This is a genomic window from Aestuariibaculum suncheonense (assembly GCF_014596935.1).
GTDB lineage: Bacteria > Bacteroidota > Bacteroidia > Flavobacteriales > Flavobacteriaceae > Aestuariibaculum > Aestuariibaculum suncheonense.
Map to the genome: position 1 here is coordinate 158,444 of NZ_JACVXC010000008.1, position 17,482 is coordinate 175,925.

Here is a 17,482-nt window from a genome sequence, read left to right on the forward strand (position 1 = left end):
GACCATTATGAAAAATATAAAATTAATCCTAGCACTTTTAGTAATGCCTTTAGTTGCATTCAATTGTAGTGACGACGACGATATGAAAAATGAAAACGGACTTCCCAACTTAGCAGGAACTTACATGCAGGAAGATCAAATGGGAAGACCGGCAGTGAATACTGTTTTTGTGTCACCTTCAAGTAAAGACATGTTTAATGTTACTGTACCATCGATGCAAAATGCTTCATTTCAAAGCATGTTTCAAACCAATTTACAAGGCTTGAGTCCAGCTTTTGCAAACGCAGGAGATACCAATGCTTTAGGTTTAGATGCAGCAACATTCTCAGGAGTATTAGCAACCGATGTTTTGAACGTTTCTTTAGATGGAACTACAACATTTTACGACGGGACCAATGTGTTAACCGGAAGAAACTTAAGCGATGATGTTATTACAGTCGAACTCTTATTAATTTTTGGAGGAGAAGACTTCTCTGAAAATCCAGGATTATCAGACGATAATGTCGATGCTAACGATAAACCTTTTTTAGCCTCATTTCCTTATCTGGCTTCACCGTGGTAGAAGCTTAAACTTAATTCAGAAGCAAAGAGTTCGCTCTTTGTTTCTGGGTTTCTCTAACAAAGGTTAAACCTAAAAAACAAAGACCATGAAATACCAATATATTACCATATTTTGTTTGCTTGCTTTACTAACAAGCTGCACAATATCTTCGAAAAAAGTAACAGATACCAACGAGTATAACGTATACTTGGAAATTACTAATGATGCAGTTAAAGAGGAGGTTTTAGAAGATTTAACCTTTTGGAAGGAGAAATTTAACCAAACCCCAAATCAATTCCCTTATCTATCAAAAATAGCTTCAGCATATAGCCAATTATTCAGCATAACCGGCGAAATAGAACATCTTAAAAAAGCCCAGGATGTCTACCAAAATCTAAATAAGAAAACAAAGTATTCAAATTCTTCTTATCTCAGAGGACTTGCAGCAAATTACATCTCGCAGCATAAGTTTAAGGAAGCTTTGGTTTTACTTACAAAGGCCGAAAAAAATGGAGATAATTTGGAAGGCACCCAAAAGATGCTGTTCGATGTGCATTTAGAATTGGGTAATTACCAGCAAGCTAAAAATTACTTAGACAAATTTAGTAACGATGCCGATTTTGATTATTTAATTCGAGTAGCCAAATGGTCCGACCATCGTGGTGATCTAGATTCAGCCATTAAATATTTGGAACAGGCTAAAGAAAAAGCAGAAGCGTCGAATATCGCAAGTTCTAAACAGTGGATTTATACTAATCTGGCCGATTTTTACGGACATAGTGGAAATATTGAAGCTTCTTACAATCATTTTTTAAAAGCTTTGGAATTGAGTCCGAATGATGCTTATGCCAAAAGAGGTATTGCCTGGATTGTGTACTCTCATGAAAAAAATCCGGACGAAGCCCTTCGAATTTTAAATACCGTTTCTCAAACTTATCATGCACCAGATTATTATCTGTTAAAAGCTGAGATAGCCAAGTTTAAAGGCGATTTAGATTTACATCAAAAGGCATTAGAATCTTACAAGTTTGCAGTTAATAATCCGCTATATGGCGATATGTATAACACCTATAATGTCCTGTTATATGCAGAAAATTCAGAGAAATTAGAGGAGGCCCTGAAACTAGCTGAAATCGAAGTCAATAACAGGCCAACTCCCCAATCTTACAGTTTATTGGCTTGGACTTATTTTAAACAAGGGTTTAAGAGAAAGGCGTTGAAAATTATGAAGGATCATGTCGCAAACCAAACCTACGAGCCACAAACTTTATTGCATTTAGCAGAAGTTTATAAAGCTAATAATAAGTTAAAAGAGGCAAAAATTTTGAAGAAAGAATTGTTGGAAAGTATTTTTGAATTGGGTCCGTTGACCGAACAAGAAATCAAAAATATTTAACCTAAAATCAACCATGAAATTATTAAAATTTATCATGCTGTTTTCAGCGATAGTGTTTGTTAATCCTATGTTTTCACAGCAAATAAAGGGTGTTGTAACCAATCAGGCAATGCAGCCACTAGAAGCTGCTTATATATATAATTTACACTCTAAAAGTCATGCCCATTCTTCTGAAAATGGTGTGTTTATAATCGACGATTGTGTTATAGGAGATTCTTTGAAAATAGGATTGTTAGGCTACAAGAACGCATATATGGTTGTTAAAGACTTTAGTTTTAATTTAAAACAGACCATTGTTTTAGAAGAAAAATCATTTCAGTTAAGTGAATTAGTCATTAATGAAACTGTAAATCCGGTAAGTACCATTTCCCGATTAGATTTAAAAACAAATCCGGTAAACTCGTCTCAGGAAATTTTGAGAAAAGTTCCGGGTTTAATCATCGGGCAGCATGCTGGTGGCGGAAAAGCAGAACAAATATTTTTACGTGGTTTCGATATCGATCATGGAACTGATGTTTCACTTTCTGTTGATGGTATGCCGGTAAATATGGTGTCGCATGCGCACGGTCAGGGGTATAGTGATTTGCATTTTATCATTCCGGAAACGGTAAATAAAATTGATTTTGGAAAAGGATCGTATTATGCCGAGCGTGGTGATTTCGCAACCGCTGGATACGTCAATTTTTCAACCAAAGATTACTTAAAAGAAAGTTCAATAGGATTAACCGTAGGCGATTTTAACACCTTACGAACACTTGGAATGTTCAATTTATTAGAACATGATGCCGATAAAAACGCTTATATCGCAACTGAATATATAGCTACCGATGGGCCTTACGAATCCCCACAAAATTTCAACAGATTAAATCTATTTGGAAAATTTACCAGCTATTCACCAAATAATGATAAGGTGTCGGTGACGTTATCGCATTTTACAAGCCGTTGGGATGCTTCAGGACAAATTCCACAGCGTGCTGTTGATGATGGTAGTATTACGCGATTCGGTGCTATTGATGATACTGAAGGCGGAAATACACAACGAACAAATTTTAATGTAGAATTTAATAAGCATGTTTCCGATCATTCCATGTTGAAGAGTAATGCCTTTTACTCACATTACGGATTTGAGTTGTATTCGAATTTTACCTTTTTCTTAGAAGATCCGATTAATGGCGATCAAATAAAACAGCAGGAAGACCGACATATTTTTGGGTTTAATACAGCTTTAAGTCACGAATTCCTTTTAGATGATGTGGAATTAACCATGACATCAGGAGTTAGTTTGCGCCACGATATTGTAAATGATATAGAGTTATCACATACTCTGAACAGAAAAACCACTTTAGAGCAAATACAATTGGGAGACCTAAATCAAACGAATATGAGTGCGTTTACCAATGCTCAGTTCGATTTTGGAAAGCTTAAAATAGCACCTGCATTGCGTCTGGATTATTTTAAGTTTATGTATAATGATGAGCTACAAGATACTTATAGCACAAAGGCCGAAAACAAAACTATCGTAAGTCCTAAACTAAATTTCTATTACGATGCTTTAACTAATTTACAAGTGTATTTAAAATCGGGATTAGGATTTCACTCGAACGACACGCGCGTGGTGATAAGCCAGATGGGGAAAGATATTTTGCCACGTTCTTATGGCGTCGATTTAGGAAGTGTTTGGAAACCATTTCCTAAGTTAATTTTGAATTCTGCATTATGGTATTTGTTTTTGGAGCAGGAGTTTGTTTATGTGGGCGATGCCGGAATTGTAGAACCTAGCGGAAAAACAGAACGCTATGGTGCCGACTTAGGATTGCGTTATCAGTTAACCGATTGGTTGTATTTTGATACCGATGCCACAATAACTCACGCCAGAAGTACTGAAGACACTGATGGTGAAAATTATATTCCGTTAGCACCAGATTTTACATGGGCAGGAGGAATAGCCGTAGATAATTTAGATGGTTTTTCAGGAGGGATGAGATATAGATATGTAGATGACAGACCTGCGAATGAAGATAATAGCATTGTAGCAAAAGGTTATTTTGTAACCGATATGAATGTGAATTACAGTTTTAACAAAGTCACCTTAGGGGTGATTATTGAAAATGTATTCGATACCGAATGGAATGAAACACAGTTCGCTACAGAATCGAGATTGTTTAATGAAACGGCACCGGTGGAGGAAATTCATTTTACACCGGGGACGCCATTTTTTATAAAAGGAACAATTTCTTATAAATTTTAAAATATAGGGTAGGGTAAAATTAGGTAAGGATGTCTTACATATGAATTCAAAGGAAGGATGTGAATGATAATAAGAAAGAGAAACCTTCCAGAGTTGATTAATAGCAGGCTAACAAAAGAGACAAAGAGTTAATAATATGAAAAAGAAAAATTGATTTTCAAGGAACCGGTAGGATTGGTTGTCCTATTTGGTTTTTTGGGTTTTTTGTTAGGGAAAGCGGCTCGTGGTTGGGCCGCTTTTATTTTTTTTATATATTAATAAGAATTTTTATGCTATCTTTTTTTATTTGAAGATTCTCTAACAATCAGTTCAGCTTCCAGAATAAATTTATTTAAGGTTTGCTTTTTGTTAGGTGATTTTACGCGCTCTAAAAAGGTTAAGGCCGCTTGTTTTCCTATTTCATCGCTATGCTGATTTACGGTCGTTATAGAAGGGGTTACCAAAGCGGTAAAAGGTTCGTTTCCAAATCCTACAAGAGCGATGTCTGCAGGGACTTTAATGTTTTCTTCTTCAAGTACTTGTAAGGCGCCCAAAGCAGCGTAGTCGGCAGCGACATAAACTGCGTCTGGTGGTTTTTTTAAGGCAAGAAGTTGTTTCATTTTTTCTCTCCCATCTTCAATTGTCAGACTACTTTCAACTAGTAAATCCTCTTCAAGAGGAAGATTATGTTTTTTAATAGCATCAATATAACCACGAATTCTATTGTTGAAAATTCGGGTGTGTCGGTAACCACCAATATGGGCAATACGCTTGCAACCTTGTTTCACCAAATGTTCAACAATCATATGGCTACTATCGTAGTCATTAATACCTATATAATCAACGTTTAAATTATTTTCTCCACGATCGAAAAGAATTAGAGGAATACCTTTCGATTTGATTTTTTCAAAGTATTCTAGATTAATCGTTTCATTCGCCATCGAAGCGATAATACCATCTACTTGAGTGAATAGTAAAGTATCTATATTACTGCATTCTTTTTTAAAAGATTCGTTCGATTGGGTAATGATAATGTTATAGCCTTTCTTGTTTAAAACTTCTTCGATATTCTGAATAACAGACGAAAAAAAGTTGCTATTGGTTCTAGGTACAATCAATCCCACCAGATTACTTTTCCCGCGGCGTAAGGCACTGGCAAGGTGATTGGGCTGGTAGTTTAATTCTTTCGCGACTTCTCTAACGGCTTCTTTGGTTTTATCACTAATTCGTGAATCGTCGTGTAAGGCTTTAGAAACTGCTGCCGGCGAAATGTTTAAAACATTAGCAATGTCTTTTATGGTAGTTTTTTTTTTGTTGGTCAATTTTTTATATATTTGCTTAATCGTTTAAGCAAAATTACTGTAATACTTTGTATAATCAAAATAAGTATTATTACAATAGTAATTTTTTTTTATAAGCACTGCTTAAACGTTTAACTAAATTTAGAACAATTAATTAATAACTATTAAGTAAAATGAGTAAAGTAGTAACTTTTGGTGAGATCATGCTACGTTTAGCACCTCAAGGATTTAAAAGATTTTCGCAAGCAGATAACTTTGATGTTGTGTATGGTGGAGGTGAATCTAATGTTGCCGTTTCATTAGCTAATTATGGTGTTTCAGTTGATTTTGTAACACGTTTACCAAAAAATGATATTGGAGAATGTGCGATGATGGAGATGCGTAAGCGTGGTGTTAATGTTGATAAAATTATCTGGGGTGGTGACCGTTTAGGAATTTATTTCTTAGAAACTGGAGCTGTTTCAAGAGGTAGTAAGGTTGTTTACGATAGAGCGCACTCTGCTATGGCTGAGATTGAAGCTGGAATGATTGACTGGGATACTGTTTTTGAAGGTGTAGAGTGGTTTCACTGGACAGGTATTACACCTGCGATTTCTCAAGGTGCTGCCGATGCTTGTTTAGAAGCGGTTAAAGTTGCTAGCGCAAAAGGTATTACTATTTCAACAGACTTAAACTACCGTGCTAAATTATGGAAATACTGTGATGCGGCACATAGAGAAGCTGTAATGACTGAGTTAACATCTTACTGTGATATTGTATTAGGCAATGAAGAAGATGCTGAAATGCATTTTGGTATCAAGCCAGATGGTTTAACAGTACAAACTCAAGGTCACGATGTAAAAGCTGAAGCGTTCTTATCAGTTTGTAAACAAATGATGGAGAAATTCCCAAGAGCTAAAAAGGTAATTACGACGTTACGTGGTTCTATTTCTGCTTCTCATAATACATGGGCTGGTGTTTTATACGATGGAAACAAAATGTTTGAAACTCGTCAGTACCAAATTACCGATATCGTTGATAGAGTAGGGGGTGGAGATTCATTCATGGGAGGTTTAATCTACGGATTATTAAAATACCCTGAAGATGATCAAAACGCTTTAGATTTCGCTGTTGCTGCATCTTGTTTAAAACACACAATTAAAGGGGATGCGAACTTAGTTACTGTTTCAGAAGTTGAAAAATTAATGGGTGGTGACGCTTCAGGTAGAGTAGCTCGATAAAATATTTAAAAATGGCACAATATACAAGATTAGAAGTAGCTCAGGCTATGAAAGAAACAGGAATGATTCCTTTATTCTTCAATAGTGATATCGAGTTAAGTAAAAAAGTATTAAAAGCGTGTTACGATGGTGGCGCTAGATTATTAGAGTTTACTGCACGCGGAGATTTTGCTCACGAAGTCTTTGGTGAATTAACAAAATACGCCATTAAGGAACTTCCAGGAATGATTATGGGAGTTGGTTCGGTAACCGATGCAGCTGCGGCTTCATTATATATGGCTTTAGGTGCAAACTTTATCGTGACTCCAGTTTTAAGAGAAGATATCGCTATTGCTTGTAACCGTAAAAAGGTATTATGGTCACCTGGTTGTGGAAGTCTAACTGAAATCGCAAGAGCCGAAGAATTAGGTTGTGAAATTGTTAAGTTATTCCCTGGGGATTTATACGGACCTAAATTCGTAAAAGGTATTAAAGGGCCTCAACCATGGACAAGCATTATGCCAACAGGTGGCGTAGCTCCCACTGAAGAGAATCTTAAAGGGTGGTTCGATGCAGGAGTAACTTGTGTTGGTATGGGATCTCAATTAATTTCAAAAGAGATTCTTGTAAATAAAGATTACGCAAAGTTAGAGCAGGATGTTAAAGCTGCTTTAGAGATAATTAAATCTGTTAGAAAATAATTGTAAAATTTTCTAAAAGAAAAAGGTTGAACTCATGTTCAACCTTTTTTGTTTTATTTTATTCTATGATAGATTTCTCCATAAATCGGATTTCCTAAGCTGTCTTTTTCTGTTTGCATATAGGAGTCTTTGTTAATAAAGACAATATCCAATCTGTGTATACTATCTTTTTCCAAAATAGTAAGTAAGGCTTCAGAACCATATTCGGTATGTTCAACTAAGGTGTCATTTTTAAAGACATAATCTCCGCTTCCAAACCATTCGGATGAATCGTATGAAGTAAATCTATTCCACATAAATTTCTTCTCGGAAAACATTTTCATTTGAATGAAGTTTTCAGAAGTTTTAATAGTGTCCACAGAGCCATCTCCACTATAATTCAAATAACTAATCATTTTCCATGTGCCTTTTAGGTCAAGTTTATTAGAGGACTCTGCTTTTTGGAGTTCCTCCTTGGGGTTTTGATTGCAGGATAGTAAAATTGTAGTACAGAGAAGTAAGAGTATTGATTTCATAATTGTCTTATTTGGTTATTAGTCAGATTACTACAATTTACGAAAAAAATGTGATGAAAGCGAATGAAGATAATAACTAATTATGGCTTGATAATATCTTTTGATAACTTTCGTATTAGTTTTCTATTAAAAATTCTAATTTTGTTTTAATTAAAATTAGTAGCAATTATGTCAGATACAATAGAAAGAGTAAAGTGCTTAATAATCGGTTCGGGACCTGCAGGATATACTGCAGCGATCTATGCAGCACGAGCTAATATGAGTCCAGTATTATACCAGGGAACACAACCAGGTGGACAGTTAACAACCACGAATGAAGTTGAGAATTTTCCAGGTTATCCTCAAGGGATTACAGGACCTGAAATGATGATGGAATTACAGGCTCAGGCGCAACGTTTTGAAGCTGATATTCGTGACGGATGGATTACTAAAGTTGATTTCTCCGGCGATGTTCATAAAGTATGGGTGAATGATGAAAAGGAAATTCACTGTGATACGGTAATCATATCAACCGGAGCTTCAGCAAAATATTTAGGTTTGGAATCTGAACAAAAATATTTAAAGTTAGGAGGCGGTGTGTCGGCATGTGCGGTATGTGATGGCTTTTTCTATAGAAATCAGGAAGTGGTGATTGTAGGAGCAGGAGATTCAGCTTGTGAAGAAGCGCATTACTTGTCAAAATTGTGTAAAAAGGTAACCATGTTAGTAAGACGTGATGAGTTTAGAGCGTCTAAAATCATGGCCGAGCGTGTGGCTAACACACCAAACATCGATATTCTTTTTAATACAGAAACCGATGAAGTTATAGGTGACGGACAAGTGGTAACAGCAGTGCGTGTGGTAAATAATAAAACCAACGAAAAGCAAGAGATTCCAGCCACCGGATTTTTCGTAGCTATCGGGCATAAACCAAATACCGATATCTTTAAAGATTATATTAAGTTAGACGAAACAGGTTACATTATTAATACGCCGGGAACAACAAAAACGAATGTACCGGGTGTATTTGTAAGTGGTGATGCGGCCGACCATGTATACCGTCAGGCGATTACAGCAGCTGGAACAGGTTGTATGGCAGCTTTAGATGCAGAGCGTTATTTAGCAGCTAAAGAGGCTACTGTTGAGGCTTCTGCTATAGCATAATATAAAAATGACAATGTAAAAGCTGAAGTTATGACTTCGGCTTTTTTGTGTTTTTACTTTAAAGTGTTTTGAAATTTATTAAAAAGTATTTTCTTTGGCAGAAAATTTCAAATCGGGATGTGGCGCAGTCCGGTTAGCGTACACGGCTGGGGGCCGTGTGGTCGCAGGTTCGAATCCTGTCATCCCGACTTTTTAGATAATTATAGCACTTTTTTAGAGGTGCTTTTTTTATGCTATAGCCCCTAAATACAATAGGAGTATATACTTTCCTCAATTTCCTATAAATTCTAAGTTTTAATCCTTTTATACATAAAAAGGCATATAATAAGGTTGCAACTTTTAAAGTAGGGGTTGCAAGTTTAAAACTCAATATTATTAATTTTAAATCAACAGATATGTCAGTTAATATACTTAAGATATTATTTGTTATTTCTGCATCAAGGATAAACAAAAAAGGATTAGCTCCATTGACTTGCAGAATAACATATTTAAATAAGAGAAAAGCTATTTCTACAGGATTTTTATTAACCCAGAATACTGGAATAGTAAAAAACAGAAAGCTTTTCCAGATACCAAGGAAAACGAATTTATCAATTCACAATTAAGCCTTATTAGTCAAAAGATTAATAAGGCTTTTTTATTACTTCAAGTTCAAGAAGAACAATTTGATGTAAATGACATTTACTCAATCTACAAAGGAGAAAAGATTAAGAAGGATATGGCATTTCTAGAAGTTATGGAGTTGCATAATAACAGAATGGAAAAACTTGTAGGCATAGAGTATGCATCAAGATATTATCAAAAGTGGAGAGGTATGCACACTTTAATAAAAGGCTTCATAAAAAAGACCTATAAGCGTAATGATATTTTGTTAAGCAAGCTAACTTTAAAGTTTTTAGATGACTTGGATTTCTTCTGTAAATCAGAGTTGAAACATAAGCAAGTTACCATTAACAAGTGTATCCAGAGGGTAAGGCAAATTATCAGATTAGCCATTTCAGAAGGGTATTTGGCTAAAGACCCATTTATTCTATATAAGGCTAAGAGGTATAAGAAAGAGATAGTTTATTTAAATAGTGAGGAACTAATGAAGGTAGAGGAACATAACTTTGCTCAAACCAGATTAGAGCAAGTTAGGGATATGTTTATTTTTTGTTGTTATACAGGTTTAGCTTATGCGGAAATGAGTAGTTTAAAACAAGAACATCTTATAAAAGGATTTGATGGTAATACGTGGATTAGCATGTACAGGAAAAAGACAGGCAAGGACTTTTCAGTGCCATTATTGGAAAAGCCAAAACAAATTATAGACAAGTATAAAAGTAATACTCGTGAAACTTTACTGCCTAAAATTTCAAACCAAAAGTTTAACTCCTATATCAAGGAAATATGTGAAATAGTAGGTATTGAAAAGATTATATCACATCATATTGCTAGAAAAACTTTTGCTACTACAGTGCTTCTATACAATGATGTGCCTATTGAAATAGTATCAGAGTTATTAGGACACTCAAAAATTACGATTACGTAAGAACATTATGCGAAGGTTGTAAAGAGTAAAGTAAGTGAACAAATAGAAAGGTTAAGTAAAAAATTAGAGGAGGATGGTTAGGATATCACTTTACACTTTTTATTTTTGCAAACTTTACCTACGTAATTAACCTATTTATTTTTTATTGTGAAGCTAAAAATATGCTTTGTCTTTTTTCTCTTATCTATAGTTATTAAATCAGTTGCACAAGATTCAAAATTTTCTGTAGGAATAAATTCTCCAATTCCATTTGATCATAATTTTATTAATAAGTATTATAATGGTGTTGTAGATTTAGGTATTGATTATAAGTTGTTTTCAACTAAAACATTAGGTTTAGGGTTAGCCTTTAATGCAGGTCTTTTAAAGAGTGATGAATCAGTTATAGACTTAAAGATTAAATCATATGTTATTCAACCTAAATTATTTATAGAGTTTAATATAGTAAAATTTCATCCTTTTTTAAGAGGGGGATACTCATCAATGATTTTTAGAACTAAAGAAAGAAGTGAAGAAATAGGAGGGTACTATGGAGTAGCTTTGAGTTTAAATAATACTCAAAGTGGATTAAACATTAATCCGGGGTTGAAATATAATATCAATGATGACTTTTTTGTCCAGGCTCAGTATGACCACATTTATTTAGGTTCTGAAGAACCAATTAGGAGAACTAGATATAATAATGCAGTCCATATTATTAAAATAGGTTTGGGAGTATGCTTGTAATTCCTTTGTGGTGGGAACAAATTAAATTTATTGTTGTAAATAAATTCTGTTATATTTATAGGGATTTTATTCTGTTTTAAATGAAGAACATTTTTTTTCTCTTTTATTTAGTTGTTTATACTGTATCTGCGCAAGATTATATTCTTCCCAATCTAAAAGAGTCATTTGCATTAAAAAAACATACAAATAGAGATGTTTCTTATTTTCTTCATTCAAATAGTCAGGGTGAAATTTTTAGCATTGGTACAACGGAAAGAGATAGCTCTTTTACAGATATAATTACTTCTAAATTAGATATTAATCAAAATTTAATTTGGCAGAAAAAATTTTCTTTGGCAACTAATTTATCTTATGATTTACCTCTTAAAAGCTATTTGGATAGTTCTGGTAGTTTAATAATTATAGGGAGAAGTAGCTATAATCAATCTAACAGTAATGGGAAATTGTTTGTTGTTAAATACGATTCAGACGGAAATGAAATTTGGAGTAAAACAATAGGTAATATTGATGGTTCAGATTATTATGATTACGCGTATTTTAATTCTTTTTTTGAAAATGAAAATTTGAAGATTGTATATATTCCAGTCGTCAGAGTTGATGAATCAACAAATAGTTCTACTAATGTAATATTCATTAATGTAAATAGTGATGGTTTAATAACAGAGGAGCATAACATTAATAGGTTAAACAATGGTATTCATTGCCAGTTTAATAATGGAGTATATTATCTTTTAATTAGAGAAGATCAAGGTTCTGGTTATCCCAATTATTATTTGAGAAAAATTGGTGTAGGGTATGATGAAGAATATTTATTAAATAGTCAGCTAAATTTTATTCCCGAAAATTTTACTGAAGTAGTTGGTTTTTTAGAGCTAGATGTTGATGCTGAAGAAAATCTTTATGTTACAAAACCCAAATTACAAGGTGATACAAATGAATTTTCATATACAAAAGTTAACAAATTAGGGCAAGTTGAATATTCTAAAAATGTTCTCGGTAATATTGCATACATAGGAAGTTATATAAATCAGGATAATAAATTTTGTTTTGTATATGAAGATACTGATGTAAATAAAATAGTCCTTAGAAAAATAGATGATTTAGGTAGTTATTTTGAAACAAAAACTATTGACTCTAATGGAATTCAAGGAAGTCTTTTAAATTCAGATAATTCAATTTTTATCACTGATGAAAACAATAATATTTCTTTGTTAAGTGATCAGTTAGTACATATTAGTGATTTTACTCCAACTTTATTTTATCAGATAACGGATTTGAATAAAATTAGTGATGACGAAATAGTAATTGCAGGAACTACTTATGATAAGATGTATTCAAATTCAGATTTTTATGCACAAAGAAATATTGTGGTTGAAAAGTTGAGTCAAACTCAAACCTATAATGCTTTTATGTATTCTGGAGAAGGAACATCGAAAGCCTTTGGACAAAAATTATTAATAGATAATAATGATAATTATATTGTCTTGTCAGAAGAAAAATTAGGTCCAGATAATTGGCAAATAGGGGGTTCTAGGGCTCCTTTAAAAAAGCTGGTTTACAAATATGACAAAAATTTAAATTTAATTTGGAAAATTGAATTACCAAATTTCCTTATTGAAGAAAAATCTAGCGTTATTGATTCTGAAAATAATTTATACATTAACTCTTCTGTCAAAAACTTAAATAATTCTCCCAACCAATTTGAATTAATAAAAATATCTCCTGAAGGTAATGTTCTTTTTAAAGTTCCAAGTTTTAGAGGACGAGAAGTGTTATTAGATGAAAATAACAATGTGCAGATAGCCTCATTACCTTTAAGGAATGATGCAACATATGATGATGATACAGAGATTTATACTTTTGATTCTTCTACAGGAGAGTTGTTGAAGACTAGTGTCTTAGAGGGACTTGAATTGTTAAATAGTTTTAAATCTTCAGAAGGCTATTCTTATTTGTATATGTATACAGGAAGCAATACGTATGGAGATACTTCTCCGAGGATTGATATTTATAAAAACTCTGAACTGTATTATAGTGTTAATTTAGCTATTTATGGTACCTATGGAGCCATTGGTGCTTATGATATAGGCGAAAAGGGTGAATTATATTTTGGGTCTTCTTGGGGACAAATAAATGGAAAATTTCACAAAATTACTTTAGATAAGCAATACAAGTATATTAATGTTGACGACCGATATAACACTCTCAAGGTTTTGAACAATGGTAAAATTTTCGCAATGATTGATTTGGGGTCAAATAATGAAGGACAACCAAGTATATTCAATGAAGATTTATCCTTGTTTTCAAGAAGTAATGAGATATATTATAATTACTCTAAGGTTGTTGAAATGTCAGAGGTAATTTTATTAAATTCTTACTATGATAACTTAGTGAAAGTAATTAATAAAAATTGTGATTTAGTCGATCAATTTAAAATGGAAAGTTCATTAGGTTATGCTCGTTTAGATTCAGAAAATAATCTAATACTAACAGGTCAACAGGGTAATCAGGTTTATCTTAATCATGAATACAGTTGGGCGAGAGGAATTTTGCATAAATATAGTTATTTAGGACCAAAAGATGATGATGAGGATGGTATTGCAAATACAATTGACTTATGTGAGAACACTTCTATAGGAGAAACTGTAGATAATTTTGGTTGTTCTGAAAGTCAAAAGGATGATGATGAAGATGGAGTGATGAATAATTTAGATTTATGTCCAGAAACACCTTTTGGAGAAGTTGTTAATTCGTCTGGTTGTTCAAGTAGTCAAATAGACGATGATAATGATGGGGTTTTTAATGATAAAGATAAATGCCCTAATAGTTATTACATTGATATGGTTGGGAATTATGGATGTTTTAAGTTACCAGTCGATAACTTTAAAATTGAAGGTATTGGAGAGACTTGTATTGGTAAGAATAATGCTATTGTTAATATATCTGCGAATACTAATATTGATTATGTTTTAAGTTTTAATGGAAAAAATTACCCTTTTACATCGAATTTAACAATAGAAAATATTGAGCCAGGAACATATGATTTATGTATATCTGTTCCAATGGAATCATATGAGCAATGTTACTCTATAACTCTAGATCCTGGAGTCAGTATTTCTGGTAAAACAATGATTGATCAAAATGGTAAATTATCGGTTAAAGTAGATAAAGGTACTGCTCCATATAAGGTTATAAAGAATAAAGAAGCTATTTTAGAAACCTTTTCCAATTCATTTTATGTTGATGTTCTTAATGGTGATTTAATCGAAATACAGACAAGTAAAATATGTGAAGGTGAATTGTCAAAAATTATACAGCTTAAAGAGGGGGTATTTGTATACCCTAATCCTTCAGATGGAGAATTTGAAATTAATTTGGCTTCATCTAAAAAAGAAGTTGATATTGAATTATATTCAGTACAATCACAATTGATTTCTAGAAGTCGTTATTCCATTGAAAACAATAAGGTTGTGTTAGATATAAAAGATGTTCTTGATGGCGTTTATTTTCTGAAAGTTTATTTAGATGAGCCTCAGATATTAAAAATAGTTAAACAATAAATATGAAAATCTTTGTAAAAGTAGTATTCTTGATTTCCTTGTTTTCTTGTAGCTCAGATAAACCTTCCAATAGTTTACCTTCAATTCCTGGGCTAGTTTCTCCAGCTAATAATTTACTTTGTTTAGAGAATGTTATTGAATTTCAATGGAATGCTTCAATAGATAATGATCGAGATGAGATTTCTTATTTGCTTGAAGTATCGACTGATAATAAGTTTTCTAAATTAGATTATTCTAAAAGAATATCCTTCAATAAACATACTTTTTCATTAGAGCCTAATACAACGTATTACTGGAGAGTAAAGGCAATTGATAGTGAAAATAATGAGAGTGAATACTCTGCTGTATTTAGCTTTTATACCGAAGGTTTTGGGGTAAGAAATCATTTGCCTTATATTCCTGAGTTAGTTAGTCCTGGCGATTATAGTAAATTGGATAATAGTGAAGTTAATTTGAAGTGGGGTGGGAGAGATCCAGACTCAGATATGCTTACATATGATATTTATTTTGATAGTTATTTTCCTCCGTCAACATTAATATCTGAAAATCAAACCGGACCGACATTAATTGTTCAAGTAGAGTCAGGAAAGAACTACTATTGGCAGGTGGTTTCAAAAGATGGCAAAGGAGGTGTTACTTCAGGTCTGATATGGACATTTTCTATCTATTAGATTGTTTATCCTTGAAATTTAAATTTTTAAATAAGCTTATTTAAACTGAGTTTGTCTTCAGAAATTATTTCTGTTCAAAACTCATTCATAAATTCCATAAACATCCATAGGATACCTTTAATCTAGTTTTCAAGTAAATCACAACAAAAGATTTTAAACTATAGGTATTCCAAAGTAAAATGAGGAAGGTTACAATTACCCTGAGGGGAACTTTATTTCTATTGAAGAGAGATTAAGAGGCGAAAAATAAAAAATTAAAGGGGAGTGGTTAGCTTCCCCTTTTGTACTTATTTAGAGAACATTTTAACTATCCAAAGAATTAGGTAAAGCCCTATACCAACTCCAAAGAGTAATACAGACAATATAAAAGCAATTCGGATATGCGATGTTTTCCATCCTAGTTTAGTGCTTAACCATTCAGATACTCCTAAAATCATATTTTATTGTTTTAATCAAATATAGTAAAAGTAAAATATAAAGGGGAAGTAATTAGCTCCCCCTGTTTTTGCAAAATCACGGACTTGTGAAACGATTACGGTGTTATTGGGCACAGTATTTATTCCCAAAGTTTACTCAATTTATTAATCATTTCTTCGTGTACATTGTCATATTCGGATTTTTGCAGTAAACTATATTTTTCGTTTAGTGTAATTGTTTTACAATTAAAATCAACTCCATAAGTTTCAGCAATTCCTAATATTAATTGACTGTCTTTCGGTTGATTCTCTTGGATAAATTTCATTATTTTATCAATGTGTTCAACGTCTTGGTCTTCTTGATTTGGCGAATCAACAATTAAAGGAAAATAAGTTGATGAAGAAAACTTTTTCATTAAATGAAAAAAGGTGAAATAATAAGCTATTAAAGCTCTTGGTCTAGAACTTCCAGTCTCTTTTGATTCGATTTTTGATGTTATTGGTTTATATTCATCTTCTGTCAAGGAATGAACGTCTAATTTTTTTTAAAAAGAAGTTAATGTAGTTCTGTAGTAGCTTACTATTTCATCTTTTCTTTTTTTACTTTCAAATTCTTTCAGTTTTTTCTCTAATTTTTCTTTTTCTAAAGTATTCTCAACGAGAGTTTTTTGAAGTTCACTATATCTTTCAGAGAAAATTGACTTTATCTGATTCTTACCAAAACTTTCAATAACATCTTTCAGTTTAAGATTGCCTTTTTTCTCTTGAAGAATTTTATCTATTTTATTTACTTCACTCAAAGTAGAATTCAATTTTTTATTCTCAAATTCTATTTTCTCTTCAATTTCCTTGACTTCCTTTTTTAACTCTAAAAGCAAGTCTTTGCTCTTTTGTTCATCTTGGGCTATTTCGAATCTTTCTGCGAATGAATTTTCATATTCTGCTCCACAAGTTGGGCAACCAATTACTTCAGGCAGTTTCTCCGATGCAAATTCCAAATCTTTATGACTTTCTAAAACTGCTTGTTTAACTATATTGATTTGTGCATCATAAGATGCTTTTAAATGATATAAATCGTGTAAATCAGATTTTAAAGATTCTTCTTTCTTTTTCAACGATTCCAATTCTGTTAGAAGAGCCGTTATTTCTTTTTTGAATTCGTCAATATTAATATTGAAATTTGTCTGTGATAATTTGTTCTTTACATCTTCTAGGATTTTTCCAGTCAGCTTTTGTTCTTTGTCAGTATCTTCTATTGCTTTTAGATAAATGTCAATTTCTTTTTTCGTCTCGTAATACTTATTAGGTCTAATACCTGAATGATAAAAAATACATTGATTTCTGTAACTTTTTATTTGTTGTAAAGATTTAAAAGACGACCAACTTTTACTCCAACTTTCATCTTGGTCAACATAATATGGAAGCAGTAGATATGCTGGTGGTGGAATAATAAAACCGCTATTTTGAGATTGAAATAGTGTGCAAAAACCGGCTATATTGAGCCACCCACAGCGGATTAAAGTGAGCATAGCGCGGCTGATGAAACTGAGCCACC

Annotated in this window: 15 protein-coding genes and 1 tRNA gene; 11 read left to right on the forward strand and 5 right to left on the reverse strand. The window is 32.7% G+C overall.

Annotation, left to right across the window (positions count from 1 at the left end; translation table 11 throughout):
* The first annotated feature begins 7 nt into the window (after positions 1-7).
* The 3 genes from ICJ84_RS17080 (at position 8) to ICJ84_RS16220 (ending at position 4,185) form a co-directional block, all read left to right on the forward strand.
* Positions 8-562, forward strand: a complete 555-nt coding sequence (locus tag ICJ84_RS17080) for a DUF4331 family protein (protein ID WP_188217468.1) — start codon at positions 8-10, stop codon at positions 560-562.
* Between the two features lie 85 nt (positions 563-647).
* Positions 648-1,937 carry a tetratricopeptide repeat protein gene (locus tag ICJ84_RS16215; protein WP_188217469.1) on the forward strand — a complete coding sequence of 430 codons (1,290 nt, stop codon included), beginning with the start codon at positions 648-650 and terminating at the stop codon, positions 1,935-1,937.
* A gap of 13 nt (positions 1,938-1,950) precedes the next feature.
* Positions 1,951-4,185 (forward strand): TonB-dependent receptor, encoded by a 2,235-nt coding sequence (locus ICJ84_RS16220; RefSeq protein ID WP_188217470.1) that lies wholly within the window; start codon positions 1,951-1,953, stop codon positions 4,183-4,185.
* Between the two features lie 272 nt (positions 4,186-4,457).
* On the opposite strand, the gene ICJ84_RS16225 is transcribed toward ICJ84_RS16220, so the two are convergent.
* Positions 4,458-5,486: a LacI family DNA-binding transcriptional regulator gene (locus ICJ84_RS16225; protein WP_188217471.1), complete on the reverse strand. Its 1,029-nt coding sequence runs from the start codon at positions 5,484-5,486 to the stop codon at positions 4,458-4,460.
* Between the two features lie 152 nt (positions 5,487-5,638).
* Between ICJ84_RS16225 and ICJ84_RS16230 the strand changes: the two genes are divergently transcribed.
* A complete protein-coding gene (locus ICJ84_RS16230; RefSeq protein WP_188217472.1) occupies positions 5,639-6,685 on the forward strand; it encodes a sugar kinase in 1,047 nt (348 codons plus the stop codon).
* An 11-nt stretch (positions 6,686-6,696) separates the two neighbouring features.
* The gene (locus tag ICJ84_RS16235) at positions 6,697-7,365 is read left to right on the forward strand and encodes a bifunctional 4-hydroxy-2-oxoglutarate aldolase/2-dehydro-3-deoxy-phosphogluconate aldolase (RefSeq protein WP_188217473.1); all 669 of its coding nucleotides are present in this window, start codon (positions 6,697-6,699) and stop codon (positions 7,363-7,365) included.
* Positions 7,366-7,418: 53 nt separating this feature from the next.
* Here ICJ84_RS16235 and ICJ84_RS16240 read toward each other — a convergent pair whose 3' ends face one another.
* Entirely contained in the window at positions 7,419-7,760 is a 342-nt protein-coding gene (locus ICJ84_RS16240) for a hypothetical protein (RefSeq protein ID WP_188217474.1), read from the reverse strand.
* A gap of 288 nt (positions 7,761-8,048) precedes the next feature.
* Between ICJ84_RS16240 and trxB the strand changes: the two genes are divergently transcribed.
* From trxB to ICJ84_RS16270, 6 genes are all read left to right on the forward strand, one after another.
* Positions 8,049-9,023, forward strand: coding sequence for a thioredoxin-disulfide reductase (gene trxB, locus ICJ84_RS16245; RefSeq protein ID WP_188217475.1), 975 nt, complete (start codon positions 8,049-8,051; stop codon positions 9,021-9,023).
* A gap of 113 nt (positions 9,024-9,136) precedes the next feature.
* Positions 9,137-9,211 (forward strand) — tRNA-Pro (locus ICJ84_RS16250).
* Positions 9,212-9,741: 530 nt separating this feature from the next.
* Positions 9,742-10,554 (forward strand): site-specific integrase, encoded by an 813-nt coding sequence (locus tag ICJ84_RS16255; RefSeq protein ID WP_317173671.1) that lies wholly within the window; start codon positions 9,742-9,744, stop codon positions 10,552-10,554.
* A 147-nt stretch (positions 10,555-10,701) separates the two neighbouring features.
* Complete coding sequence (locus tag ICJ84_RS16260; protein WP_188217476.1) at positions 10,702-11,280, forward strand: outer membrane beta-barrel protein; 579 nt, start codon at positions 10,702-10,704, stop codon at positions 11,278-11,280.
* Positions 11,281-11,360: 80 nt separating this feature from the next.
* On the forward strand, positions 11,361-14,840 hold the full coding sequence (locus ICJ84_RS16265) for a T9SS type A sorting domain-containing protein (RefSeq protein WP_188217477.1): 3,480 nt from the start codon (positions 11,361-11,363) through the stop codon (positions 14,838-14,840).
* A 29-nt stretch (positions 14,841-14,869) separates the two neighbouring features.
* On the forward strand, positions 14,870-15,511 hold the full coding sequence (locus ICJ84_RS16270) for a glycoside hydrolase family 78 protein (protein WP_188217478.1): 642 nt from the start codon (positions 14,870-14,872) through the stop codon (positions 15,509-15,511).
* Between the two features lie 287 nt (positions 15,512-15,798).
* Here the strand turns inward: ICJ84_RS16270 and ICJ84_RS17135 are convergent, their stop codons facing one another.
* The 3 genes from ICJ84_RS17135 to ICJ84_RS16285 form a co-directional block, all read right to left on the reverse strand.
* Positions 15,799-15,948 (reverse strand): PspC domain-containing protein, encoded by a 150-nt coding sequence (locus tag ICJ84_RS17135; RefSeq protein ID WP_394367632.1) that lies wholly within the window; start codon positions 15,946-15,948, stop codon positions 15,799-15,801.
* A 119-nt stretch (positions 15,949-16,067) separates the two neighbouring features.
* The gene (locus tag ICJ84_RS16280; RefSeq protein ID WP_188217479.1) at positions 16,068-16,451 is read right to left on the reverse strand and encodes a hypothetical protein; all 384 of its coding nucleotides are present in this window, start codon (positions 16,449-16,451) and stop codon (positions 16,068-16,070) included.
* Positions 16,452-16,472: 21 nt separating this feature from the next.
* A partial coding sequence (locus ICJ84_RS16285) for a hypothetical protein (RefSeq protein ID WP_206688711.1) occupies positions 16,473-17,482 on the reverse strand: 1,010 nt, incomplete at its 5' end.